Here is a 25571-nt window from a genome sequence, read left to right as displayed (position 1 = left end):
CTGATCCAAGCACAGAAGAAAATCACCATGCCCCATTCCGTTTCCATCGTCGCTGCCGCTCACTCCCGTTTTGGTCGTCTGGACGGTTCTACGCTGGAAGACCTTATCGTGCAGGTTACCCGCGAAGCCCTGGCGGATGCCGCCATCGACGCCTCAGAAATTGACGCCCTGTTCCTCGGGCATTTCAATTCGGGGATGGTTGCGGATGGTTTTCCCGCTTCATTGATGCTGCAAGCCGACGAAGGCTTGCGCTTCAAGCCTGCCACCCGCTGTGAAAACGCCTGCGCCTCGGGCTCGGCGGCGATTCACGCGGGGATCAACGCGATTCTCTCAGGCTCTGCTGAGCTGGTGTTGATCGTGGGCGCCGAGAAGATGACTTCCAACTCTACAGCCGAGGTCACCAAGGCCCTGGCCGGTGCCGGTTATCAGAACGACGCCCAAGAGGCCGGGCTCAGTTTTCCGCAGTTGTTCGGCCTGGCTGCGCAACAGTACCGTGACCGCTACCAGTGCCCGATGGCATCAATGGCCGCCATCGCCACCAAAAACCACTCCAACGCCATGGCCAATCCCTTGGCGCAGATGCACCGGGTCATGGATTTCGAACATTGCAACAATGTGTCCAAAACCAATCCGTATGTGGCGCAGGCGCTGCGTCTGACCGACTGTTCGCTGATCAGCGATGGGGCTGCCGCCATTGTGCTTGCCTCGTCCAGGCGAGCCAGCCAGTTTCGCCGTGAGGTGCTGATTCGCTCGGTGGCTCAAGTCAACGATTTCCTGCCGATTGCCCAGCGTGACATCATCGCGTTTGAAGGTCCTCGGCGTGCGATCCATTCGGCTTTGCGCGGGGCTAATGTCACCTTGGGCGATCTGAGTTTTGCCGAGGTCCATGACTGTTTCACCATTGCCGAACTGCTGATCTACGAAGCCATGGGTCTGGCCCCCAAAGGCGAGGGGCACCGAGCTCTGGATGACGGTACTGTGCGGGCGGGCGGGCGTTTGCCGGTGAACCTGTCTGGCGGGCTCAAGGCCAAGGGGCATCCAGTAGGCGCCACGGGGGTATCGATGCACGCTATGGCCTTTTGGCAGTTGACGGGCGAGCCTGTCGGCCTGGCCGTGCCGAACCCCGAGTTCGGTCTGTTGTTCAATATGGGTGGCATGGCGGTCGCCAATTATGCCTCGGTGCTTCAGGCTCACAGGGCTTGAGCATGAACATTGCCAACTGGCTGAACGACGCCGGCCGACGCTGGCCAGAACGTCCTGCGTTATTTGAGGGGCAGCGGCAAGTCGCCGACTACGCCACGTTTGCCGCTCATGTCCGTAGTCGTGCCGCGCAGCTCATAGGCGAGCACGGCATTGCGCCCGGCGACCGTGTGGCACTGTTCATGAAGAACAGTTGCGAATACCTCGAATTACTCTATTGCATCTGGTGGATTGGCGCGGTCGCGGTGCCGATCAACTGCAAGCTGCACCCTGTTGAAGCTGGCTGGATCGCCAACGATGCGCAAGCCCGTCTGATCTTCACCGAGGGCGGTAAGGTGTTCCCGCCCGAGATGTTGCCGCAGGGCTGTCGTGAACTGAATGAAGCGGACAGTGTGGTGTGTGCTTCGTTCGATGCGACGACGTTGGAAGATCCTTGCTCTCGTGATGCCGATGACCTTGCCTGGCTGTTCTACACCTCCGGCACCACCGGGCGATCCAAGGGGGTGATGCTATCCCACGGCAACCTGACGGCCATGTCGCTGTGTTATCCGCTCGACGTTGATCCGGTCAGTCCGGATGATGCAGTGGTGTACGCGGCCCCGATGTCCCATGGCGCCGGCCTCTACAACTTTATCCATGTGCGTTGCGGGGCTCGCCATGTTGTCCCCGAATCCCGTGGTTTCAAGGCCGACGAGCTGTTCGAGCTGGCGAGCGGGCTGGGCGATCTCATGTTGTTCGCCGCGCCAACCATGGTCAAGCGCATGGTTGAACAGGCTCGGCGCCAAGGCTACGGCGGCGACGGGATCAAAACCATTGTCTACGGCGGCGCGCCGATGTACCTGAAGGATCTGCAAGAAGCGGTCGAGACCTTTGGCGCGCGGCTGGTGCAGATCTATGGTCAGGGGGAGAGCCCGATGACGATCAGCGCGTTGTCGCGTGAGTTGATCGCGGATCGAAACCGTCCCGACTGGGCGTCTCTGGCAGCTTCCGTGGGGCGGGCACATTCGTGTATGGAGATCAGGATTCTGAACCCTGAGCACCGGCCGTTGCCTCCCGGCCAGTCAGGGGAAATCGCCGTGCGTGGTCCCACCGTCATGCAAGGCTACTGGCGCAACGACGCGGCGACTCGCCAGACCTTGGTGGATGGCTGGCTGTTAACCGGCGACATTGGCTTTCTTGATCACGCGGGTTATCTGACGCTCACCGATCGCTCCAAGGATGTGATCATTTCCGGCGGCTGCAATGTGTACCCTCGGGAAGTAGAAGAAGTGTTGTCGCAGCACCCGGAAGTATTTGAAGTCTGTGTGGTTGGCGAGCCAGATGTGCAGTGGGGGGAAATGGTGGTAGCGTTCGTCGTTCCCCGTACAGCAGGATCGCTCGATGAATCTTTGCTCAACGCATGGTTCGTCGAACGCATGGCGTCATTCAAAAAACCGAAGAAGTACGTATTTTGCACGGAGCTGCCCAAGAACAGTTACGGCAAGATTCTCAAGACCGAGCTGCGCCTCTGGTTGAAGGAGGTCGCGAACGGCACTGCAGTTCCCTGAGTTGTGTTTCCCATGGATAAAATCAGACAGGAGTCCCTCACGTGGGCATTCAACAGAAAAACCCGGCCCGGCAACGGCGTCGGGCGTTTATCGGTGCAACGTCCGGCCACCTGATCGAGTGGTACGACTACGGCGTCTATGGTTTTCTCGCCGTCTATATCGGCAAGGCGTTCTTCGTCTCTGATGACCCGACTACCAGCCTGCTCGCCAGTTTTGCGGCTTTTGCCTTGAGCTTTTTCATCCGGCCTCTGGGAGGGCTGTTCTTCGGTCCGCTGGCGGACAAGATCGGTCGGCGCAAAACCCTGATCACCGTACTGGTGATGATGGCCGGTTCGACCTTCTTGCTGGGGTTGCTGCCGACCTATGCCTCGATAGGGATTGCAGCGCCGATCATTCTGGTGTTGATCCGCTGTGTACAGGGCTTCTCGGCCGGCGGCGAGATCGGCACCATCACCAGCTTCATCTCCGAGTACGCCGGGCCTGGGCGACGCGGCTTCGCCACATGCTGGTTGATGGTAACGGCGGTGCTCGGACTGTTACTGGGCGGTGCCGTGGCCAACGGCATGACCTGGGTCATGGGCGCTGACCTGATGCAAGCCTGGGGTTGGCGCATTCCGTTTTTGATTGCGGCGCCTCTGGGCCTGATCTCGATGTACATTCGCCTGAAGCTTGAAGACAGTCCCGAGTTCCTGGCATTGCAGCGCGCGGGGGAAACCTCCAAGGCGCCTCTGCGAGAAGTCTGGCAGTGGAAACGGGCGATTGCCCTGGTGTTCTTCATCATTACTCTGCACAGCTCGATCTTCTATCTGGTGCTGACCTTTGTCTCGACCTACATGTCGAGCATTCTCAAGTTCGACAGCGGCACGACCTTGCTCTACGTCTTCGTTGCCAGCTTATCGGCCGCAGTCGTCATGCCATTTGGCGGTGCGTTCACGGATAGAAACGGGCGTAAGCCGTTTCTGTTGGTGGTCGGCACCCTGGCCACCCTGGCGATGTACTGGCTCTTCAAATCGGCCCCCACGGCGACGCCTGCTTCGTTTATCTACCCGTTGATGTCGGTGGCCATCCTGTTCGGCCTGTATGCCTCGTCGACTTATGCATTAATGAGCGAGTTGTTGCCCACCCGAATCCGCTCCACCGGTATCGCGGTGGCGTACAACATTCCGGTGGCGGTATTCGGTGGTAGCGCACCGTTGATTTCTACCTGGCTGATCAAGGTGACCGGAGACATTACGTCGCCCTGGTACTTTTACATAGGCACGGGGGTGGTGTCGTTGATTGCGCTGGTGCTGTTACGCAAGGAGGATTTTGTCGCCTGTGCAAGTCCCGTCGAGGTGCCGGGCGTTGGGCGAGCTGATATGGCGTTGGCCCCCGCGCCTTGAGCATGCACGCGATAGACAAAACCCCAGATGCAACAAGGCCCGCGCAAGACGGGCTTTGTTAATGCTTGAGGATAGGCTCGCACAAGAGGGGCGAACCAGATTTCATTGATGGATTTCAGGCACAAAAAAAGACGTCCGTGGACGTCTTTTTTCGTTGAAGTGGTGGGCCGGGGTAATCTGAATTGATCGCGTATCTATTTGAATTTTATAGAAAATAATCGGTTAATTTTATTCCTGGAATACCTATTGGAATACCACTTCATCAAGTGGTGCTTTGAAATAGCCACCGATGAATGACACGACCGTATTGAAATGTTGGTCCGTGCATTGGCTAAAGCGAATCAAAAATTCTGAAGCGTGTTCAACTTGCAGAAGGGAGAGGGGAATCCGGCGAGGGCACGGAAGTCGCCCCTCTGTGAGCGGATCTAGAGCGCAACCGATAAACCTGGCGGTTTCCTCAGATCAGGGATCCATTGATCGCGTCCAGCTTTACGATGGTCAAGGCTCAGGCTAAGGTACTGGCATAAGGACATGATATTCCAACATTTGTCCACGGAAGGTTTCTGATCAGCCGTAGTGAAACTACCGCGCTTCCATTCCGAATTTGTTGTGCCCTGAAAAACGCGTGCCGTGCAAGGTGCTGTTATCGATCGCCAGCGGGATTAGCGATTGACGCATCAATGTGGGTATTGCAGGCGTTCTGAACATCAAAAAATTGCTTAATTGAAGGCGGAAAGTATGGATTTTTCGACGCTGTTGCATCTTTGGGGTGCAGCAAGCTCCGAGCAGCTGATCGCACCAAAAATGGTAGTTGGCTTCGTTTTCATTTTATGCGCTTGGTACTTTTTCCGTTATTTTTGTCGATCCTTCAAACTTAGCAGTCAGCTGAAAAGTCTGACTAAACGCGTGCAGGGTGTGAAAGCGCTCGCCCCGTCTCAACGGCGCTCTGAGTTGGAGCGACTTTTCAATGGAAGCAAGCTGGAGCACTCCTGGCACGAGTACGCTGAAACACTGCACGACCAGTTTGAGTTCCAGGAAGGTGAGCAGGTCCTTGTCCGGTCCCGCGCCACCGCTGGAGCGGCGCATTTTTTCTCACCACAAAGCGTGGTTGATACACCGCTGGGAACCGAATTTTATAAACACCTGCCTGGAATTTTGACGGGTATCGGTATTGTCGGAACCTTCTTTGGCTTGATGCTTGGCCTTCAGCATTTTGATCCGAGTACTCCGGAACAGGTAAATGCCAGCGTCGATAAGCTGCTCAAGGACGTGTTGTTTGCGTTCATCGGCTCCTTTATTTCAATCATGGCTTCTATCGTCGTCACGATTACTGAGAAGTGGCGTCTAGGGCAATGCTACAGGCTCCTTGAAACGTTCAACGAAACCATCGACGGGCTTTTTGACAGCGGTGTCGGTGAGGAATATCTGGCGGAGCTTGTGCGCTCGAGTGCTGAAAGCTCGGTGCAAACCCGTCAGCTCAAGGACAGCCTGGTAACCGATCTGCGGGAAATGCTGCAGAACCTCGTTGATACCCAAGTTCGGGAAAGCCTCAAATTAGCGGAAACCTTGTCAACCACTTACCGAGACTCCGGGCAGTTGTTGGCCGATCAGGTGAGCGGTGCCATTGAGAACAGTCTCAAATCCCCGCTTGAAGCTATCGCGGGTGCGGTTCAGGCCGCCAGTGGCGAGCAGTCGGGGCAAGTACAGAACCTTCTTCAGGATGTAGTAGTTGCCTTCATGAACAAGCTGGAAGGTACGTTTGGCCAACAGTTCAACGGTCTACACGAGCTGATGGGGCAATCCGTTGCCGCCATGCAGTCGATGCAGCAAGGCTTTTCCACGCTGATCCAGGATATGCGTTCGGCTAGCGAGTCCTCGACCCAAAACAGCTCGACCATGATCGCCCAGTTACTCTCCGATATGCAGGCCGGGCAGAACGTCATGCAAGCGGGGATGAACGAGATGCTCGCCAATCTCCAGGCTTCGGTTGCCCGTATCGGCAACGAAGGAGAGGGGGCTGGCGCTCGAATGGCCGAGCAATTGGAGAAGTTGTTTGCTCAAAGCGAGGCTCGCCAACAGGCAATGGCTGAGAATCTCCAGGCTTTTGTTGAATCGATCAAACAGAACATCGGCCAGGGTCAACAGGAAACCATGGCGAAAATTGCGGGTTCCGTTGAGGTGCTGGGTGAGCAGCTTTCGGCAGTCTTCAAGCAACTGGAGCATGGCCAGCAGCAGATGGATCAAACCACCCGCGCTGCACAGGCTGACCTGCATCAAGGCACCCGCGACCTAGTGGGCGGACTTGACGAGCAGGTCAAGGCGTTGCTGCAAACAGTGTCTGAGCAACAGAAGTCTGCCCAGGACACCGTCAAGGCATTGAGTGCCCAGACAGAGCAGCATTTGCAGAGCATGCAGCTAGGCGCAGACAAGATGCGGGCTGCGGCTGAGCGATTCGAAACCGCCGGACAAAGCGTTGCACGAGCCAGTGAGTCGACTGCGGGTCTGATGGGAACAGTTCAGGGCGTAGGTACTGAGCTTGCACAGGCATCACGTGAGTTGAACACCGTGGTCGCGGACTACCGAAACAATCGTGAAGCGCTGGCGAAAACGCTCGCGGTCATCGAAGGGGTTGTCGCAAGCGCACAAGGGGAGGCCAGTGGTCGCAGCCAGTATCTTCAGGACCTTAAGATTCAAAGCGAGCGGATGCAGGCGCTTAACCGTGAAGTGTACGAGTACCTGGAAAACATCAGTGGTGTGTTGGGTAGCGGCTTCAAAGAGTTCGGTGATGGCATGGACCGGGTCTTGAGACAAACCCTGGGTAGCCTGGACGCCGAGCTCGATAAAGCAGTCAAGAGCCTCGCAGGCGGTGTAGAAGGGGTCAAGGAAAGTCTCGAAGACTTCGGCGACATCATGGAAAGAATCAGGCAGTAACGGAGGCTAGTCGATGTTTGGTAAGCAAATGCCTTCGGCTGCCCGTTCAAAGGACGAGGGAGAAAAGCCTTTCTGGATTTCCTTCGCTGATTTGATGACCGCCATGATGATTCTGTTTCTCGTGGTCATGGTGGCGGCCTTGAGTTCTGTGACACAGCGTATTAACCAGGCGGAGCAGGGGGAGAAGCAGCGCAACAAGGACATCAGTCAGATCTGCGAGCACTTGAGTCTTAAGGCGAAGACTGCCAGTAAGACCATCTTGGTGGATTGCAAAGACAACCGGATTAGCTTTGGCGACGCTGGCCGCTTTGGGCATAACCAGTACGCGCTGAGCAACGATGGTCAGTCGGCACTTCAAGAGGTTGTGCCGATGATTCTGGAGGCGGCCAACAGTGAAGTAGGTCGTAAATGGTTCAAACAGGTGGTGATCGAGGGATCGACAGACACCGACGGTTCCTATCTTTATAACCTGCACCTTTCATTGCAGCGTTCAGAGTGGGTGATGTGCAGCCTGCTCGATAGTCGCAGCCTGCTCCAGGTCGGATTGTCGCCGGAGCACCAACAGCAAATCAGATCGATGTTTCTGGCAGGCGGTGTTTCGTTCAACAATGCCAAGGACACCAAGGAAGAAAGCCGCCGAGTGGAGTTGCGCATGCAGTTCTTTGGCTTGAAGGAAAAGGAAGAAAACCTCAAGCCAGAGGTGCCGGTGTTCAATAACACTGATATGGAAAAGTGTCAGTTGGCGATGAACCGATGACCAGCCCAATCGCGAGGCTTTCCGCCGCTATTAACCTGAGTCTTTCCACGCATCGAACGGGGCCGGCACCTGAACCGTTGGCGCGATTCCCCCGTCTGGGTGCTGCGGGAGTTGATCTTTATGAACGATTCGAGCGCGCTGAAAAGGCCTTGCCGCCACCTCAGGAAAAGCGCCGTGCTGCGATAAGCAAATTTCGCAATGTACTCCCACTCAACGCCTCAGAGTGGCGCTTGGTTTTCGCCGGCCTCTCGGACAAGAGCGAGCGAGTCGGGCCGATACTGGACGATGACCAGCTTTATGCCCTAGTGCACAAAGAAATCCATCACCGTATCGAAAAACGAAAGCTGAGCCGTCGGGATTGGTTGGCGCTGTGCTTTAGCTACTTTGGGTACGAGGCCGCCACGCCTGACAAGAATGCCAATTGGTGCCTGTTGCGCGAAGACGTTCAACTTGGCTTCGAATGCGTCAAAGGCCAGCAAAAGCGCGAAAAAGAATGGGTGCAAATCGTCCAGCAGCATCAGGAGCTTTTTTCCGAGCAGGCAGGTGCCAGGCTGGGTGACCAGATGTTCAAGGGTGAGATCAGCGACCTTTCGGCATTGCAGACGATTGCGCAGATCCCTGACAGCAGTTGGCTGTGGCGAAGGATCTTTAACGTACTCATATCCCGCATCTTCATGTTGGACGACGCCGAGTTCTCCCAGCGATTAGCTGACCTTGTCGATATCGGCCGGCAGCATCCGCGCTACATGAACGACATTCTGAGTGCATGCCTGTCGCGTTATCACGTGGCTGCTTATCGAGAAAAACCGTCGTCGTTGCTCAAACAGGTTGCGCTCGACAATTGGGGCAGTCCTCAGATCCGCTCCAGGCAAAATAGCTGGTTGCAGTACGTTGAAAAAGACGTCTGTGCGATGGTTGTCGCGTGGTTCGCGAAGGAAGATCTGGAGCACTTCTTCAACTTGCTCAAAGGAGAAGCTGAGGTCGATCAATCACGTCTACATTATTGGCTGCGTTTTGCTAACCAGATGAGCTACACCCGAATCGTCATGGGTTCGGATGCCTGGCATGACAGTGGGCGGGATTTCGTCCATTTTCGTGAGAAGAACAAAGGGCGCCTTAGCCGACTGGTAGGCGGTCCTGGTCATAACAACGCAGTCATCATGCAGATCGGGAACTATTTTTTCGTGGAGTTCTCCGGAACCGGTAATGCTTGCTACGTGTATCAAGCTGACCAGTCGCCTTTCAATCCAGATAAGTCAGTACTTGAGTTGGCTAGCGAACTGAAACAGCCTCACCGCGCGCTGAATCGAATGCGGCACTCACCTGCACCTAGCCGCCCAAATCGCATAGAGGGCTGGCTCAGCAAATTCGATGATGCCCTGGAGAAATTGGGTATTCGTGTGCAGAGTCAGGTCGGAGCGCCAGGTTCAGCCAAGCCATTGGCTTTCGAAGACCAAGTCCGTGACGCACTGAAGTCGGTCAAACATAAAGTCTATGACCAGCGCGCACGAGGCGGTGCGTATCAGGTCCAGCTTGATGACAATGATCAGGCCGCCGTTGCAGCGCTCCAACGCCTGGGCTTCAAGCCCGTCAATCACCAGCCACTCCGGTTCTGGAGACAGTAATGCTCAAGCGTTTCCTCAAAGGCATTGGCCTGCAGCCGAATTCGGCGGTAGAAAATACTGAGCCTGTTTTTTCCATTGAGGAGCAGGGCATTTGTTATCCCCTGAGCTTGGCGGAGAATACGGAGTCCTGGCCGCTGGCAAGCTATCTGGATCAGTTGGAAGAAGAAGAGTTCGTCTCCCAACTCAGCGATCGCTGGCTGCTGACATGGGATGAGCTCTATCGGCTTCTTGATGAACCAGAGCACTTAACAAGTCTGCCGCTATTGGGGTTGCCGCCACAGACAGGCCTCATCCCTCAATTGAGTAGCCAAGGCAGTCTTGCCTCTGACGACTTCAAGGTCGCTGTCAGTGGATGGCGCGACCCGCAGTCCAATGCAAATGTGCAGGTGCAGCGTACAGGTGCCATCGTCCAGCGCCACGGAATAATGGAAATTCTGCCCGAGTCGTCGTGGAAACTGACCGGTGCGGTACGGCAACTTTATTTGGCTCAGCAAAATGAGCCGGGTGAAGTAACTAACCAGATTGGCTGGGCTAGCATCAGGAAGTTGGCGCGCAAGGCTGGTGCCGGCATGGATGGCTTCTTGGATAAGACCGTCGTTATCAAACCTGAAAGCTTGCGACTCAACCCGCGAAAATCGACAGTAGGCAATATACCGGTTATCGAACTGGAACCCACCTTTGAAGGCCAGCCGGCAAACTGGCTTGAAAGTTTCGACGGCGCTAATCAGGTTCAGGATCGATATCGGGTGACTGGTGATGATGGATCGCTGACACACGTGCTGATTGATCCCGAAGTCAAATCTGTATTGGACTACGTACGCTCGTTGCCCGGGCGTCGGGTCGCTGGGGACGATGCTCTTTCTTTCGTCCGCAATCCTTACAGTGCACTCGGCGAAAGTGCCGCGCAAGTGTTGGATGCCGAGACTTATGAAGACGACCTGGCCGAGGCTGGGATTTTCTTTCATCGCTTTCATCTGGAGCCCAAACTGGATGAAGCGGGACAGCGCATCGAGCAGGTAAATCTGACGCTCGAACCGATCTCGCCAACGCCGCAAGCGCCCATCGAAGTTGAATTCAAAGCGGTCTATGAGCTCGCGCCGTTCGTACATGAACTGCAACTGAAGTTGGCCGCTGGAATGCCAGCTGGTTTCTGGCAGGGCTATGAGCTGGAACTCAGCGATTTTGATTTGCGCCAGCTGGCGGGAATCAGCGACCTGCTTAAGCGTTGGCAAAACGAAGCGGCCGGTATTGAGTTCGACTCAGTCCTGGACCTGTCTCTTTACGGCGACCGTGTGACTGGCATCGGGGAAGCGGAAAAAATTACTTCGCCTTTCCTCGTCAAAGAGGCGACCGAGAACTGGTTGCCGAAGGATGTGGCGGCGTTGGGTATTGACGCAGAAATCCTCGGGCGCTGGGATCCATCCGACCGCGCTCAATTTGAAGCGTTTGAGCAGCGATTGGACGAAGCTCGTGCTGCCGGTGATGAAACGGTCTGTTTGCCAGAGTCAGAAACACCGCTCTCGATTGCCGCCGCCGAGCAACTGTTTGCTGCCTGGTCCAAGAAGATCGCCCCTGTCGAGACCAGCCTTGTCCTGCCACAGGAAAAGGTTGGCCGCGCCGTATTGCAAATCGGCCACAACATCGACGAGCCGACCTACGTTCAGATTCGTCAGGCAGCCTTACGCGCCGCTTTGGACGCAACGCCAGAGTTGCCTGGCTTGCTCAAGCCTGAAGTCGTCTTGCGTGAGCACCAGCTTCAAGGCGTCGCGTGGTTGCAGCACTTGTTCCGTTTGTCCCCCTCGGACGTGTCAGGCTGCTTGCTCGCTGATGATATGGGGCTGGGGAAAACGATCCAGTTGCTCACCTTCCTGGTCTGGTACCTGGAACAATATCCAGAGGACAAGCCGACACTGATCGTCGCCCCGGTTTCGTTGCTTGATAACTGGGAGCGTGAGCTTCACCGGTTCTTCTTCGCTGACGCACTGCCAGTGCTGAAGCTGTATGGCTCAGCCTTGAGTGCAGTGAAGTTCAAGAAAGAAGAAATCCCTGCGGACTTGAAAGCCAAAGGCATCAAGAACTTGCTGCGCCCGGGTTGGATGGGCGGCGCCCGAATCGTCCTGACGACTTACGAGACACTTCGCGATCAGGAGTTTTCCCTGGCGCGCCAGCAGTGGTCGATCGTCGTGTGCGATGAAGCGCAGAAACTGAAGAACCCTGCTGCATTGGTGACTCAGGCGATCAAAGCCATTCCTGCAAGATTTCGAGTGGCGTGTACCGGTACGCCCGTCGAGAACACCCTGATCGATCTCTGGTGTCTGTTCGACTTCATTCAGCCAGGTTTTCTGGGGGGATTGAATCAGTTCGGCCGCGAATATCAGCGCCCAATCGAAGCCGCGTTGGAGCGTGACACGGTTGCACTGGAGCGCCTGCGTGGGCTTATCGATCCCCAGACTTTGCGCCGAACCAAGCAAGACATTGCCAAGGACCTGCCGGCCAAAATCGAAGACACGGCATGCCGTTCACTTGGCATGCATGCCTTGCAGCGCAATCTGTACCTGTCCGAAATAGCTGCGTACAGCCAGAAACAGCAGATCGAAGAACAGCTCGATCAAAAGACCTCTGGCATGCTCGGGTTGTTGCACAAGCTCAAGCTCATTTGTGCCCATCCGTATAGCGTTCATCCTGATACGCGACTGCGCGACAGCTCGCCGAAGCTGCAGTGGTTGATGCAGACGCTTGAGTCGATCAAAAAAGCCGGGAACGGCGACAAGGTCATCGTCTTCACTGAGTTGCGGGATATCCAGCGGGAGTTGCAGCACTCGATCCAGGAGCATTTCGGGTTTTGGGCGACCGTGATCAATGGCGATACCAGTACCAGCAGTCAGAGCGCCAATAGCCGGCAGAAGCTGATCGACCAATTCCAGGAGCAGCCTGGTTTCGCAGTCATCATTCTGTCGACCATCGCCGTCGGGTTTGGGGTGAACGTGCAAGCGGCCAACCACGTCATTCACTTCACTCGTTGCTGGAACCCGGCCAAAGAAGATCAAGCGACAGATCGGGCCTATCGGATTGGGCAGGAGAAGGATGTGTATGTGTACTACCCAACGGTTCGAGATGCCGCGATGCCGACGTTTGAGGCGACGCTGGATGAGCTGCTGAGTAAGCGACGGGCGTTGGCGCGGGACATGTTGAGCGGGGCTTCGGATATTCAGGTTTCGGATTTTGAGGCGTTGCTGAAAGCACGCTGAGCCCGCCTGCGGAAAACCAGTGTTGGGCGATATGTCAACTATGGGTACAGGTAAGTCCATCCTCAGCTTTGCAAATGATCAAAAACCAGCGAAGTGGCGCTTGCCTGGCGGCATAGTGCCGTCGGTATGTGAGCGGATTGCTTACCTGTGCACACGTCCAGTATTGGCGCCGAAAGCTCAGCGGCTTACTGTTCGCGGCATCCAAGTCTGCCGCCCACTTTCTGCGACTTTCCGGATGATTGACTTGTGTTAGTGGATGAAGATTAGAAATAAGGGCGAAATGCTGGCCCGACGAAACTGAAGCAGATAAGGTTCACCAATTAACCGCAGGTAAAACTCCGCTTCGCTACAAATATCTGTCGACCCCCGTCTAATGCTGGCGCCATGGCCATTTTCCTGAGCGCGTAACAGGGGGCGCCTGCGCACTAACTCTTTACTCCAGTCAGGATTGCCAATGACTATCAAGAAATCCGATCTTTACTCCTCCCTCTGGGCCTCGTGCGACGAGCTGCGCGGTGGGATGGATGCCAGCCAGTACAAGGACTACGTCCTGTTCATGCTGTTCATCAAGTACATCTCCGATAAGTACGGCAACTCGGATGACTTCGCACCACCGGTCAACATCCCGGCGGGAGCCAGCTTTAAAGACATGATCGCCCTCAAGGGCAAGGCCAATATCGGCGACAAGATCAACACACAGATCATCCAGCCGTTGATCGATGCAAACACCCGGCTTGCGCGCAGTGACTTCCCCGACTTCAACGACCCAAACAAGCTGGGCGAAGGCGATGCGATGGTGCAGCGCCTTACCAACCTGGTTGCCATCTTCGAAAAGCCCGAGTTGGATTTCTCAAAAAATCGCGCCGAGAACGATGACATTCTCGGCGACGCCTACGAATATCTGATGCGTCATTTCGCCAGCGAAAGCGGCAAGAGCAAGGGGCAGTTCTACACCCCATCGGAAGTCAGTCGCGTTATTGCCCAAGTCATCGGTATCAGCCCGGCCAATGCCGTGGCCAAGACGAGTGTCTATGACCCGACTTGCGGCTCAGGTTCGCTGTTGCTGAAAGTGGCGGACCAGGCGGGTACGCACATCACCCTGGAAGGGCAGGAGATGGACGTGACCACCGCCGGTCTCGCTCGCATGAATATGATCCTGCACGACTTCCCGACCGCCAACATTCTGCAGGGCAACACTCTGTCCGCGCCGAAGTTCAAGGATGGAGAACAGCTGCGTACCTATGACTACGTAGTGGCCAATCCGCCGTTCTCGGTCAAGAGCTGGAGCGTCGGACTGACGCCAGCCAATGACCCCTATCAGCGCTTTGCCTGGGGTGAGCCGCCGGCCAAGCAGGGCGACTATGCCTTTTTGCTGCATATCATCCGTTCGCTGAAAAGTAACGGCAAAGGTGCCTGCATTCTGCCCCACGGCGTGTTGTTTCGCGGCAATGCCGAGGCAGTGATCCGTGAGCAACTGGTGCGCTCTGGTTACCTCAAAGCCATTATCGGCCTGCCGGCTAACCTGTTTTTCGGCACAGGCATTCCCGCTTGCATCCTGGTGCTGGACAAGGAAAACGCCAGTGCGCGCAAGGGCATTTTCATGATCGATGCCGCCAAGGGCTTTATCAAGGACGGCCCGAAGAATCGCTTGCGCGATCAAGATGTTCACAAGATCGTCGATACCTTTATCCGGCTGGATGAGAGCGACCCGCGCTATGCACGCATGGTGACCTTCGACGAAATCAGCGACCCGAAGAACGACTTCAACCTGAACCTGCCGCGCTACATCGACAGTACCGAGCCTGAGGACATTCAGGATATAGACGGGCATTTGCGCGGTGGCATTCCCGAGCGTGATATCGATGCCTTTGACAGCTACTGGCAGGTGATGCCGGCCCTGCGTGCTGCGTTGTTCAAGCCTGCCAGCCATCCCGGTTACTTTGAGCTGGTCAGCCGCGAGGTGAAACCGGTCATTTTCGGCCACCCGCAGTTTACGGCCTTCAAGGCTGGCGTCGATAAGCTGTTCAACCAATGGTTGGCGGATAGCACCCCTCAGTTGAAAAGCTTTGCAGCCAACAGCCACCCCAAGGAGCTGATTGCCACACTGTCCGAAGACCTGCTCAGTTCCTTCGCCAAAGCGCCTTTGCTCGATCATTACGACATTTATCAGCACCTGATGGACTACTGGGCCGAGACCATGCAGGACGACTGCTACCTGATCAGCGCCGACGGCTGGAAAGCCTCTGCTAAAGCACGTGAAATCCTCAAGGTAAAGGATAAAAACAACAAGCTGGGCTGGGCCGAAAAACATGATTACTGCCAAGGCAAGCGCCGTTTTAAGTCCGACCTGATTCCGGCCGAGATTCTGATTGCCCGCTATTTCATGGCCGAGCGTAGCGCCATTGAAGACCTTGAAGTCCAACTGGCCAGCGTTGAGCAAAATATGAGCGAAATGCTCGAAGAACACAGTGGTGAGGATGGCTCGCTTAGTGAGGTGATCGAGGGCGAGGGTGAGAAGCAGAAGGTCACCGCCAAAGCGATTCGGGCACGTCAACGCGAGATTGGTAAAGATCCGGATTATGAGGATGAACTCAAGGTATTGGCCGAATACGACGCTTTGATTGGTCAGCAAAGTGACCTTAAAGACGCAATCAAAAAGGCTGAGGAAGGGCTCGACAACAAAATCCACGCTAAATATCCGCAGCTTACGGACGACGAGATCAAAGCTTTGGTGGTGGACGATAAATGGCTGGCAACCCTGGCTTTTGCCGTACAGGGCGAGTTGGATCGTGTCTCACAGACCCTGACCGGGCGTATTCGTGAGCTAAGTGAGCGTTATGCCTCCCCACTGCCTCAGCTTACCGACGAAGTCGCCACCCTTGCCAGTCGCGTGGAAGAGCACCTGAAAAAGATGGGGGCGGTATGGTAGTTAAGCCGGGTTACAAGCAGACCGAGCTCGGGGTTATTCCAGTGGAATGGGGTGTTAGGTCTATTGGGCAAATGTTTCGGCTAGTTAACGGCTGTGCGTTCAAACCCGCAGATTGGAAGCAAAATGGCACGCCGATCATCCGTATCCAGAATTTGAATGACCCATCGGCATCGTTCAATTATTCCCTTGCCCCAGTTGCCGAAAGGAACCGAATTGAGGCTGGTGACCTGCTTTTTGCTTGGTCAGGGACAATAGGTACATCGTTCGGTGCTCGTGTATGGGCTGGTCCGTCAGGTGTTTTGAATCAACACATATTTAAAGTTCACATGGACCAGAAACAAATTACGTTGCCCTTCTCACTGCTTGTATTTGCTAGGGTCGAAGACGACATCGCCAAGCAGGCCCACGGATTCAAGGCTTCATTCGTCCACGTCAAGAAGTCCGACTTGGTGAAGGTAAGCATTCCGCTGCCACCCATCCCGGAGCAACATGCCATTGCGACGGCATTAAGTGATGTGGATGCACTGTTGGGTGCGCTGGAGCGGCTTATTGTCAAGAAACGCGATCTCAAACAGGCCGCCATGCAACAACTCCTTACCGGCCAAACCCGTCTTCCCGGCTTCCAAGGTGAGTGGGAGGTGGAGCGGTTAGGGGATGTTTCAGAAATGGGAAGCGGTGGAACTCCCACATCTTCTATTGCTGCCTATTACGACGGGGATATTCCGTGGGTTTCGATTTCCGACATGACCCAGGGCGGGAAAGTCATCACCGCCACCGATCGTAATCTCAGTCGTACAGGTTTCGCGAGCTGCGCAGCGCAAATGTACCCAGCTGGGACGGTGTTGTATGCGATGTATGCCTCGCTCGGCGAATGCAGCATCGCAGGGATTCCGCTTTGTTCAAGTCAGGCGATTCTAGGCATTCGTCCTGGCAATGGCTTGAACAATCAGTTTCTTTATTACTACCTCATGTCGCTGAAGCCTATCGTCAAGTCCTTGGGGCAGCAGGGCACACAAGCGAATCTAAATAAGGGAATGGTTCAAGATTTTCGAATTTCCCTTCCAGCGCTCCACGAGCAAACCGCCATCGCTGCCACTCTGTCCGATATGGACGTTGAACTGGCCGCGCTGGAGCAGCGCCTGGCCAAAACCCGGGCCCTTAAGCAAGGCATGATGCAAGAACTGCTAACCGGAAAAACCCGACTGCTATGACCATCCTGAGCATGGAAGCGATTCAAACGCAGCAGGCTACTGAACTATCCAGCAAGATCATTAGCGTTTACGAACTGCTCATGGATTCTGCGCTGGATATTCCCCAGTACCAGCGCCCCTACAGGTGGACCGGCAAGAACATCAATCAACTGTTCTCCGATATCGCCATCCATAAGGACAAGTCGGCTTACCGCTTGGGCACCATCGTGTTTCACCACGAAGGTGAGACCAGGAACATCGTCGATGGCCAGCAGCGGACCATTAGCCTGCTGCTGGCGGTCCGTGCGTTGATCCAGCGGAACAAGGAAAAAAAGCTCGAACGCAAAGACTTGCGCGAACGCTTGCTCAAGCTTGAGCAAGCGATGGTGAACCCCAGCTTTACCAGCGAGATCTCGCAGAAGAATATCCACAGCAATTACCTTGAGGTGGCCCGCATCGTTTCCCGTGCGGACTTCACCGAGGCGCATATCGACTTCTTCCTGAATAAGTGCCAGGTCGTGGCGGTGGCCTTGAACGATGTGTCGGAAGCCTTCCAGTTCTTCGACTCGCAGAATGCGCGGGGCCGGGACCTGGAGCCCCATGATCTGCTCAAGGCTTACCATCTTCGTGAGTTCAGCCCGCGTGACGAGCAGTTGAAGGCGGCCACGGTAGCGCGTTGGGAAAACAGTGATACCGACGAGTTGGCCACACTGTTCTCGCAGTACCTGTACCGCATCCGCAATTGGTCGAAAGGGGTTTCGGCGCGTTACTTCAGCAAGGATGACAGTGACTTATTCAAGGGCGTAAACATCGACACGGTGACCAGCTACCCCTATGTGGAGCAGCTGCGTATCGCCCACCATTTTGTCGATAACTACAACGGGCAGTACGAGCGCAAGATCGACTCGCGCGGGCTTGGTTTTCCCTTCCACCTGGATCAGATCATCATCAATGGCCGGCGCTTCTTTGAGCTGATCAGCCACTATCAGGGCAAAGTGGCGCGGATCAGCGCCGAGTCCTGGAACGGGCATGAACTGGTGGGTGCTGAAGGGCTCGATGGCTATGCGAAAACCATCATGAATACCCTCAATAGCTACCCGGCAAGAACCCGCACCGGGGATTGTTACGTGCGGGCGATGTTCGATTGTCTGTTGATTTATTACATCGACAAGTTCGGTCACGCGGATATCTCCCGCGCCATCGAGAAGATTTTCATCTGGGCCTACAGCCTGCGCCTGAAGATGCAGGTAGTTCAGCTGGCCAGCATGGATAACCACGTGCTGGAGAACAATCTGTTCCGGTTGATCAAGGACGCCACACGTCCTGCTGACTTTATTAACTGCACCCTGCCGGTATTGAGTGGCCAGAAGTCAACCAGAACCGTTGAGATCGAAGCTCTGTTCAAGGCGATGAAATATTATGAGTAGCGAAATCAGTCAGCTCTCTATCAAGGCGTTGCTCAGTGGTCGGGATGAGTACGTCATCCCGATGTATCAGCGCAATTACGCCTGGGAGGAGGGCGAAATCACGCAGCTGATTCAGGACGTGATCGACTACCTGCCGAAGAAGGGCGAAAGCGCGCGTAATTATTACATTGGCACCTTGGTGGTGTATGAGCGCCCGGATAGCAAAACACCGGTGTTTGAAACCATTGACGGCCAACAGCGCCTGACGACCCTCTCACTACTGACTTCGTACTTGAAAAACACCCGGTTGGTCGATCTTGCCTGGTACTCGAACCTGAGTATCCACTTCGATAGCCGTGAGCATTCGCGCGCCACCTTTTCGGCCATCTTCGAGGGGAAATTCAACGACGACCCTGCCGAGGTGCTGGCGGAGAAGCAGATCAATACTGGCATTCTCAATGGCTACCGCCTCATCCAGAAACTTTTGCCGCAAAAGCTGAAAGAGAACAGCGTTTCGCTTCAGCAGTTCTACGACTACCTGTTCCGCTATGTGCAAATCATGCGGGTGAAAGTACCGGCGGATACGGACCTGAACCATTACTTCGAAATCATGAATAACCGCGGTGAGCAGCTGGAAAAGTACGAGGTGCTCAAGGCGCGGATGATGAAGGAGTTGCAGGGCTGCGAGCAGAGCCAGAACTGCCTGCATGCCGTTTGGGAAGCCTGCGCGAACATGGAGCGCTATGTGCAAATGGGCTTCACGCCTGGCCAACGTGGCAGCATTTTTGGTGACAAGGACTGGGGACAGTTTGAGCTTGCTGACTTTGATGCGCTGCGGGCTGCGCTGCACAGTTCGCAAGAGGTAGCCGCCAAGCAGGAAACCCGCTTAACGCTTGATCAGATCATTGCCAAGGCACCGGTTGCTGCGAAGCAGGATGAGTCAAGTGAGGACGCGCCAGAGCGTTTCAACACGGTTATCAACTTCCCGAACTTCCTGTTGCATGTACTGCGTATCGATACGAAAGCTGATATCCCATTGGATGACAAACGTCTGCTCGATACCTTTGAAGCTCATGTGCTCAAGCAGCCAGATCCTGTAGCCGCGGTGAAGCGATTTACCTTTAGCCTGCTGCGCTGCAAGTATCTGTTTGACCAGTATGTGATCAAGCGCGAGTTCATCAAGGGCGCTGATGGCTGGAGCCTCAAACGCTTCAAATGGAATGACGGCGGAGAACGTAGCCGGGCGGGTCGCGGGAGTTATGTGAATACCTTCGGCGAGGAGGATGGCAACGAAGACATCAATCGCCGCATCCTGATGCTGCTGTCTGCGTTTCATGTTTCCACACCAACGCTGGTTTACAAGCACTGGCTGAATGCGGCGCTGTTTCACCTGTTTTATGTTGAACAGATTGAGGCTCAGGCTTATCTGCAGCACATGGAGTCGGTAGCAAAGACGTTCGTCTTTGACCGCTTTCTGGCCCAAGGGGCCGGCCTTGAATACTTTGCGATGATTTATACCAACCGGGGCGCCTGTCAGACGCGCCGGGAAAGCATTGCGGCGGAGACGATCGAGTCCCGGCTGACGTTCGGCAACATCGAAAACAACCTGGTGTTCAACTTTCTGGACTACATGCTTTGGCTTGAACACAGGGCAAAGGAGTCGGTTAAATCCTACGAATTCACCTTCCGTAGTTCGGTTGAACATTACTACCCGCAGCATCCGCTAGACGGACAAGTTCAGCTGGATGCTGACACGCTTAACTCGTTCGGCAATCTGTGCCTGATCAGCCACAGCAAGAACTCTCGCTTGAGCAATTTCATGCCTTCGGCCAAGAAAGAGTTTTATAAAAACAACACCATCGATAGCGTTAAACAGTATCTGATGATGGAAATAGAATCTTGGGATGCCGACGCCATACGCGCCCATTCCGAACAAATGAATAACGTGTTGCTTAACAGTCTCGTCAGCAAACACGAATCCGAGTAAACCCTGCAGGATGCACCTGATGATTCAACAACCTCGCTCCGAACGTCGCACCCAGAATCGTATTGTGGCCTTGTTTACGGACACGTCGCGGCCTGATTGTCTTGGCTACAACTACCTGGGTGAGTGGAGCAAGCGTGGGCAAAATCGCAACATTGAAGTCGAGCTGCTGCAGGCAAACCTGAAGCAGCGGGGCTACTCCGATGCGCAAATATCAGCAGCGTTGCACAAGCTGATGACTGCGGCTGATTCCACGGGCATCACCCTGTATCAAGCGAATTTGCGTACCTACCAGCTGCTGCGTTACGGCGTGCAGGTACAGGTAGCCGTTGGGCAGGCCCACGAAACGGTGCATCTGGTTGATTGGGAGCACCCTGAACGCAATGACTTCTCCATTGCCGAAGAAGTGACCTTGCGCGGTAGCTTTGAGCGCCGCCCTGATTTGGTGATTTATCTGAACGGTATCGCCATCGGCGTGATCGAGCTCAAGCGCAGTTCGGTTGAGGTGGCCGATGGTATTAACCAGCTGATCACCAACCAGGAGGAAATCTTCAACAAGGGCTTCTTCAGTACAGTGCAGTTGGTCTTAGCTGGCAGTGACTCTCAGGGCTTGCGCTACGGCACCGCGACTACCCGCGCCGAGTTTTTTGTCGAGTGGAAGGCGTCTTCCCTGAACGCTGTGCCTGAAGAGCTCAATACCCTCCAGGAGATGCCTGCTCGCTACCAAGTGCTGCCGGGTGCAGAAGTGCCACTGTCTGGTTACTTGCTGGACGACCCACTGGCGCAGATGTGCGAGAAGTCTCGTTTACTCGATCTGATTCGCAACTTCATCATCTTCGATGCAGGCATCAAGAAGGTGCCGCGCCCTCATCAATACGCTGCAGTGAAGGCCGCACAGGAGCGGGTTCGGCGTAAAGAGGGCGGGGTTATCTGGCATACCCAGGGCAGTGGCAAGAGCATTCTGATGGTGCTGATCGCCAAGTGGTTGCTGGAGCATGATCCTGAGGCGCGCATTCTGGTCATCACGGATCGCGATGAGCTGGACAAGCAAATATCCGGGGTGATGCGTAATGCCGGGGTAATCGGCAACGACTCGCCCTCGCCACGCATTACCTCTCGCGCCGATCTTGTGCAGAAACTCTCGGCCGCCGCACCACGCCTGCTATGTGCCTTGCTACACAAGTTCGAGCCTGATTTGAGCGTACCGGCACCGCCCATGCATGGGCGTTTCTATGTCTTCGTGGATGAATGTCACCGTACCCAAGGCGGTGACATGAACAAGCAAATGAAGCAGTGGCTTGCCAATGCGCTGTTTATTGGCTTTACCGGTACGCCGTTGCTGCGTAAGGACAAGCAGACTACGCGCGACGTGTTCGGCACTTACATCCATACCTACAAATTCCACGAAGCGGTGGCGGATAAGGTCGTGTTGGACCTTAAGTATGAAGCGCGCGACGTACCGCAGCATTTGACTTCGCGGGACGGAATCGATGCATGGTTTGAACGAGCAACCAAAGCTCTGAACAATTACCAGAAATCGATCCTGCGCAAACGATGGGCCACCATGGAGTCGCTCATGAGTGCTGGTGAGCGTAAGCAGCGCATCGTCGCTAGTATCATTGAGGATTTTGGCTTAAAGCCGCGTCTGAACAATGACCGAGGGACGGCCATTCTGGTGGCCGCCAGCATCTACGATGCCTGTCACTACTTCCGGTTGTTTAAGAACACCTATTTCGGCACGTATTGCGGCATCGTCACGTCCTATGAGCCGAATCACAACGCAATTTCCCGCGAGCCGGCGCAAAGCGATGAGCGTTACAAGTTCGATACTTACACGCAGTACGTGTTGAAGCCGGGCCAGACCACCACCGCTTATGAAGAAGAGATCAAGCTTCGCTTCATTGAGGAACCGGCCAACCTGAAGCTACTCATCGTGGTCAGCAAGCTGCTGACTGGCTTCGATGCACCTAGTTGCTCCTATATCTATCTGGATAACGAGCTGCGGGACCATAACCTGTTCCAGGCAATTTGCCGCACCAACCGGCTCGACGGTGATGACAAGGACTTTGGCTATATCGTCGACTTCAAAGAGCTGTTCGGCGACGTGCAAGACGCCATTTCGGTGTACACCTCTGACGAGCTGGATGTTGACGCAGGCAGCGGGGGCAATAACAACGTTGAGCTGAAGAACTGGCTAGTCGAGGGGAAGAAGCAACTGGACGCTGCCCGCGAGGCATTGAGTTACTTGTGCGACCCCGTGGCACCACCGCGCGAGATTGAGCAGTTTATCCATTACTTCTGTGGTGCTGCCGCTAACGCCCATGGGCTGGATGAGACCGAAGCACTGCGGGTGTCCTTCTACAAAGCGGTGGCTTCATTTGTGCGGGCGTTTGCCGACTTGGCACAGAACCTCACTGAAGCCGGTTACTCGGCTACTGAAGCCGGCAGGCTTCAGACAGAAGTGCAGTTCTACGCTGACGTTCGTGAGGCGATAAAGAAACATTCCGGCGAAGAGCTGGATATCAAACCATTCGAAGCGGACATGCGGCATCTGCTCAATACCTATATTCAGGCAGACCCTGCCGACCCGATGAGCACGGTCGATAATTTCTCGCTGGTCGAGCTGATCGTTCAGACTGGCGTTCACGATGCCATCGCCAAAAAGCTCAACGCCAAAGGCAAACTTTCCAAGGGTGCGATTGCCGAAGGTATTATCAACAACGTACGTAAGACCATCATTCGAGAGCAACTGACAGACCCGAAGTTCTACGAGGGTATGTCGCGGTTGCTTGAGGATCTGATCAAACAAAGTCGTGATGATGCAGCCGCTTACGAGCAGTTTTTGCGTAAGGCCGAGGCGCTGGTCAGACAGTTGGGGCAGAAAGGACCCGGTAACTCTCCGGCTGCACTTAACGGCCACCGGGAAGCTACAGTGCTTTTTAATAACCTGGACAGCATTGCAACAACCACCTTCCAGTGCCCGAAAGATGAAGGGGCAAAGGTGAAACTGGCTTTGGATATTGACCTGGCCATGCGCGGATCAGCCCCTTCATCCTGGCGAGGAGATCCTGCGCGGGAAGCGCAGGTTCTTAATGCGCTGTTCCCGCTGATGGGGCGTGACCGTGTAGCGACTTCGGCAGTATTCGAGATCATCAAGAACCAACAAGGATATTGATGAACGAGATTATTGAACTGGGTGACATTTCAATTTCGGTGACCAGGAAAGACATCAAGAATGTCCACCTGAGTGTGCACCCGCCAGAGGGGCGGGTAACGTTAGTCGCCCCAACAAGCACGCGGCTTGAAGTCGCTCGGGCTTATGCTATTTCAAGGTTGGGTTGGATTCGCGAGCAACAGAGCAAACTGGAAGCGCAGGCGCGTGAGGCGCCGCGTCAGTTTGTGGAAAGAGAAAGCCACTATGTCTGGGGGCGACGCTACCTGATGGTGGTTAACCACCTGGACGCCAAGCCATCGGTGGTACTCGACCACAAACGCATCACCTTAACTGTTCGCCCCGGCAGCGATGCGCAAAAGCGCGCCGAAGTGATGCACGAATGGCAGAAGCGGCAACTGCATGCCGTGGTGCCGGTGTTGATCAATAAGTGGGAGCGCAAGCTGAAGGTGAAGGTGGCTGGTTATTACCTGCAGCGGATGAAAACCAAATGGGGCAGCTGTAACCATCAAGTAGGGAACATTCGACTGAACACCGAGTTGGTGAAGAAGCCGAAAGACCTACTTGAGTACGTGATCGTTCACGAGATGGTTCACCTGCTTGAACCCACCCACAATGAGCGCTTTATCTCCATCCTCGGGGAGCATTTTCCAACCTGGCGCGAGGCCCGCGCCGAGTTGAATGAGTTGCCGCTGGCTGCTGAGGTTTGGAAAGAGTGAGGCTGCTCAAGCCATCACAGAACCAGTTATCTGTGGACGTCAAACACCGGGGCCATTGGTGATGGTGTCGGTAGCAACCGACGCTGAGTAATAGCGCTTAATGCAAAAAAAGTGGCTGGGATGGGGATGACTGCCCTGGCATTAGCCAAGGGCAGTCTATCGGACGGTGTGAGCCTTAGAGTTACAGGTAACCTCGTTCAGCCAGCGACACGCAGCCTTCATGACCTACAACCACATGATCCAATATTTGGGTACTAACCAAGTTCAGCGCGTTCTTGAGGGTTGTGGTTAGCGTGCGATTGGCTTGGCTTGGCTGGGTTCTGGGTCACCGGAAGGATGGTTGTGGACCAAAATCACGGCTGCTGCATTGTGCTCTAGGACTATCTTGACCACTTCCCTTGGATACACGTTGGCACCATCCAGCGTGCCTCGGAACAGCTCCCTGAAGCCAATAACCCGGTGTTTGGTATCGAGCAGCAGTAATGCAAAGATTTCGTGCTCGTGGTACCGCAGCAGTGTCTGAAGGTGGCTGAAGACCTGCTTCGGCTCAGTCAGGGCCCGACCCTTAGCCAGGTGACTCATCGCCAGTTGTTGTGCCATCTGCAGGATGTCAGCTTCGGTGACAGGGGAGTCCATGACATAGGTACCGGTCGTTTCACCGGCTATTAGCTTGTGATATTTCATGCGGATATTCCTGTACGAGTGCGTGAGAACGAAGGGGGGGGAGTAAAGACTTAAGGGTTGATGCTGAAGCTGTAACCGCATTCCAGGCACTGATAGTTATCCAGCACCCGGTCATCAATCTGTTCACCCACCGTGGCCCCCGCGATCCCGCCGGCAGCACCACCAAACAGCGCTCCAAGTATGGCGCCAGCGATACTGCCCACAGCGATCCCAACAGGCCCACCGACTATGCCGAGTACTGCACCGGCTTCCGATCCCGACAGGGCTCCGGTGGCTCCGCTGACTGCACCGCCTGCAGCGCCAATTAAACCACCTGTTTGCTTACCGATATTTTTCGTTACGACACGTCCAGAGTTGCAGCTAGGGCAAGGGGTATACATACGTAAATCCTCTCAAGTGATGAGCGTACTGAGCCAAAGAAGCAGGCACGCCAAAATCCCTCCCGCAGTTGATGCGGTGGGCGTTCACAGAGGTGATATAGGTTTGAATTTTTTTTGAATGAGATTTTGACCAATTCGGACAGTTATTTGCCCCAAAAAAAGTCATCTAGGAGTTGATGATCTACTAGATACTTGGGATTTTTAAGCCGTCTCATTTGGCATCACTTGCCGTTGGTGACATTGGGTAGCGGCCGCGGACTGTCAACAAACAGCACAGATTTTTACGTCCTTTAATTTCTTTCTAACTGTCGTCTCAGCAGAAACGGTTGGGTATGTGCGTGAGAAGTTGACCTGTGCAAACACCCAGCATTTGCTCTCCTCCTTGGGCAACCTATGCTCGGCTCCTGTGGATGGTTG

Annotated in this window: 14 protein-coding genes and 1 pseudogene; 13 read left to right on the top strand and 2 right to left on the bottom strand. The window is 55.0% G+C overall.

What is annotated here, in order from left to right; genetic code table 11:
• Window positions 1–27: 27 nt before the first annotated feature.
• The 13 genes from JUI81_RS25275 (at window position 28) to JUI81_RS25215 (ending at window position 24090) form a co-directional block, all read left to right on the top strand.
• Window positions 28–1203 (top strand): acetyl-CoA acetyltransferase, encoded by a 1176-nt coding sequence (locus JUI81_RS25275; RefSeq protein WP_028939923.1) that lies wholly within the window; start codon window positions 28–30, stop codon window positions 1201–1203.
• Window positions 1204–1205: 2 nt separating this feature from the next.
• Window positions 1206–2747, top strand: coding sequence for a class I adenylate-forming enzyme family protein (locus JUI81_RS25270; RefSeq protein WP_019582639.1), 1542 nt, complete (start codon window positions 1206–1208; stop codon window positions 2745–2747).
• Between the two features lie 41 nt (window positions 2748–2788).
• A complete protein-coding gene (locus JUI81_RS25265) occupies window positions 2789–4129 on the top strand; it encodes an MFS transporter (RefSeq protein ID WP_028939921.1) in 1341 nt (446 codons plus the stop codon).
• Window positions 4130–4867: 738 nt separating this feature from the next.
• The gene (zorA1, locus tag JUI81_RS25260; protein WP_204125283.1) at window positions 4868–7060 is read left to right on the top strand and encodes a type I Zorya anti-phage system protein ZorA1; all 2193 of its coding nucleotides are present in this window, start codon (window positions 4868–4870) and stop codon (window positions 7058–7060) included.
• 13 nt (window positions 7061–7073) lie between these two features.
• Window positions 7074–7817, top strand: a complete 744-nt coding sequence (gene zorB1, locus JUI81_RS25255) for a type I Zorya anti-phage system protein ZorB1 (RefSeq protein ID WP_204125282.1) — start codon at window positions 7074–7076, stop codon at window positions 7815–7817.
• Window positions 7814–9442, top strand: coding sequence for a type I Zorya anti-phage system protein ZorC (zorC, locus tag JUI81_RS25250; protein ID WP_204125281.1), 1629 nt, complete (start codon window positions 7814–7816; stop codon window positions 9440–9442). The genes zorB1 and zorC overlap by 4 nt, the downstream gene beginning before the upstream one ends.
• The gene (gene zorD, locus JUI81_RS25245; protein WP_204125280.1) at window positions 9442–12690 is read left to right on the top strand and encodes a type I Zorya anti-phage system protein ZorD; all 3249 of its coding nucleotides are present in this window, start codon (window positions 9442–9444) and stop codon (window positions 12688–12690) included. The genes zorC and zorD overlap by 1 nt, the downstream gene beginning before the upstream one ends.
• 454 nt (window positions 12691–13144) lie before the next feature.
• Window positions 13145–15619, top strand: a complete 2475-nt coding sequence (locus JUI81_RS25240; protein ID WP_204125279.1) for a class I SAM-dependent DNA methyltransferase — start codon at window positions 13145–13147, stop codon at window positions 15617–15619.
• Window positions 15613–16830, top strand: a complete 1218-nt coding sequence (locus tag JUI81_RS25235; RefSeq protein ID WP_204125278.1) for a restriction endonuclease subunit S — start codon at window positions 15613–15615, stop codon at window positions 16828–16830. Before JUI81_RS25240 ends, JUI81_RS25235 begins: the two co-directional genes overlap by 7 nt.
• An 80-nt stretch (window positions 16831–16910) precedes the next feature.
• On the top strand, window positions 16911–18236 hold the full coding sequence (locus JUI81_RS25230; protein WP_239077733.1) for a DUF262 domain-containing protein: 1326 nt from the start codon (window positions 16911–16913) through the stop codon (window positions 18234–18236).
• The gene (locus JUI81_RS25225) at window positions 18229–20202 is read left to right on the top strand and encodes a DUF262 domain-containing protein (protein ID WP_204125276.1); all 1974 of its coding nucleotides are present in this window, start codon (window positions 18229–18231) and stop codon (window positions 20200–20202) included. Before JUI81_RS25230 ends, JUI81_RS25225 begins: the two co-directional genes overlap by 8 nt.
• Window positions 20203–20221: 19 nt before the next feature.
• Entirely contained in the window at window positions 20222–23374 is a 3153-nt protein-coding gene (locus JUI81_RS25220) for a type I restriction endonuclease subunit R (RefSeq protein ID WP_204125275.1), read from the top strand.
• Window positions 23374–24090, top strand: a complete 717-nt coding sequence (locus tag JUI81_RS25215) for a M48 family metallopeptidase (protein ID WP_204125274.1) — start codon at window positions 23374–23376, stop codon at window positions 24088–24090. The genes JUI81_RS25220 and JUI81_RS25215 overlap by 1 nt, the downstream gene beginning before the upstream one ends.
• A gap of 181 nt (window positions 24091–24271) precedes the next feature.
• Here the strand turns inward: JUI81_RS25215 and JUI81_RS25210 are convergent.
• A pseudogene (locus tag JUI81_RS25210) lies at window positions 24272–24774 on the bottom strand (JAB domain-containing protein).
• Between the two features lie 50 nt (window positions 24775–24824).
• Window positions 24825–25154: a hypothetical protein gene (locus JUI81_RS25205; RefSeq protein WP_204125273.1), complete on the bottom strand. Its 330-nt coding sequence runs from the start codon at window positions 25152–25154 to the stop codon at window positions 24825–24827.
• Window positions 25155–25571: the final 417 nt, after the last annotated feature.

The organism is Pseudomonas sp. 008 (genome assembly GCF_016861935.1).
Lineage (GTDB): Bacteria > Pseudomonadota > Gammaproteobacteria > Pseudomonadales > Pseudomonadaceae > Aquipseudomonas.
Note: the sequence above shows the minus strand (reverse complement) of the source record. Positions and strands in the feature narration are given on the sequence as shown.

Excerpts from the sequence above, each read along its gene's own strand:
- JUI81_RS25275 (WP_028939923.1), top strand. The coding sequence starts at position 28 with ATGCCCCATTCCGTTTCCATCGTCGCTGCCGCTCACTCCCGTTTTGGT.
- JUI81_RS25270 (WP_019582639.1), top strand. The coding sequence starts at position 1,206 with ATGAACATTGCCAACTGGCTGAACGACGCCGGCCGACGCTGGCCAGAA.
- zorA1 (WP_204125283.1), top strand. The coding sequence starts at position 4,868 with ATGGATTTTTCGACGCTGTTGCATCTTTGGGGTGCAGCAAGCTCCGAG.
- zorB1 (WP_204125282.1), top strand. The coding sequence starts at position 7,074 with ATGTTTGGTAAGCAAATGCCTTCGGCTGCCCGTTCAAAGGACGAGGGA.
- zorC (WP_204125281.1), top strand. The coding sequence starts at position 7,814 with ATGACCAGCCCAATCGCGAGGCTTTCCGCCGCTATTAACCTGAGTCTT.
- zorD (WP_204125280.1), top strand. The coding sequence starts at position 9,442 with ATGCTCAAGCGTTTCCTCAAAGGCATTGGCCTGCAGCCGAATTCGGCG.
- JUI81_RS25240 (WP_204125279.1), top strand. The coding sequence starts at position 13,145 with ATGACTATCAAGAAATCCGATCTTTACTCCTCCCTCTGGGCCTCGTGC.
- JUI81_RS25235 (WP_204125278.1), top strand. The coding sequence starts at position 15,613 with ATGGTAGTTAAGCCGGGTTACAAGCAGACCGAGCTCGGGGTTATTCCA.
- JUI81_RS25230 (WP_239077733.1), top strand. The coding sequence starts at position 16,911 with ATGGATTCTGCGCTGGATATTCCCCAGTACCAGCGCCCCTACAGGTGG.
- JUI81_RS25225 (WP_204125276.1), top strand. The coding sequence starts at position 18,229 with ATGAGTAGCGAAATCAGTCAGCTCTCTATCAAGGCGTTGCTCAGTGGT.
- JUI81_RS25220 (WP_204125275.1), top strand. The coding sequence starts at position 20,222 with ATGATTCAACAACCTCGCTCCGAACGTCGCACCCAGAATCGTATTGTG.
- JUI81_RS25215 (WP_204125274.1), top strand. The coding sequence starts at position 23,374 with ATGAACGAGATTATTGAACTGGGTGACATTTCAATTTCGGTGACCAGG.
- JUI81_RS25205 (WP_204125273.1), bottom strand. The coding sequence starts at position 25,154 with ATGTATACCCCTTGCCCTAGCTGCAACTCTGGACGTGTCGTAACGAAA.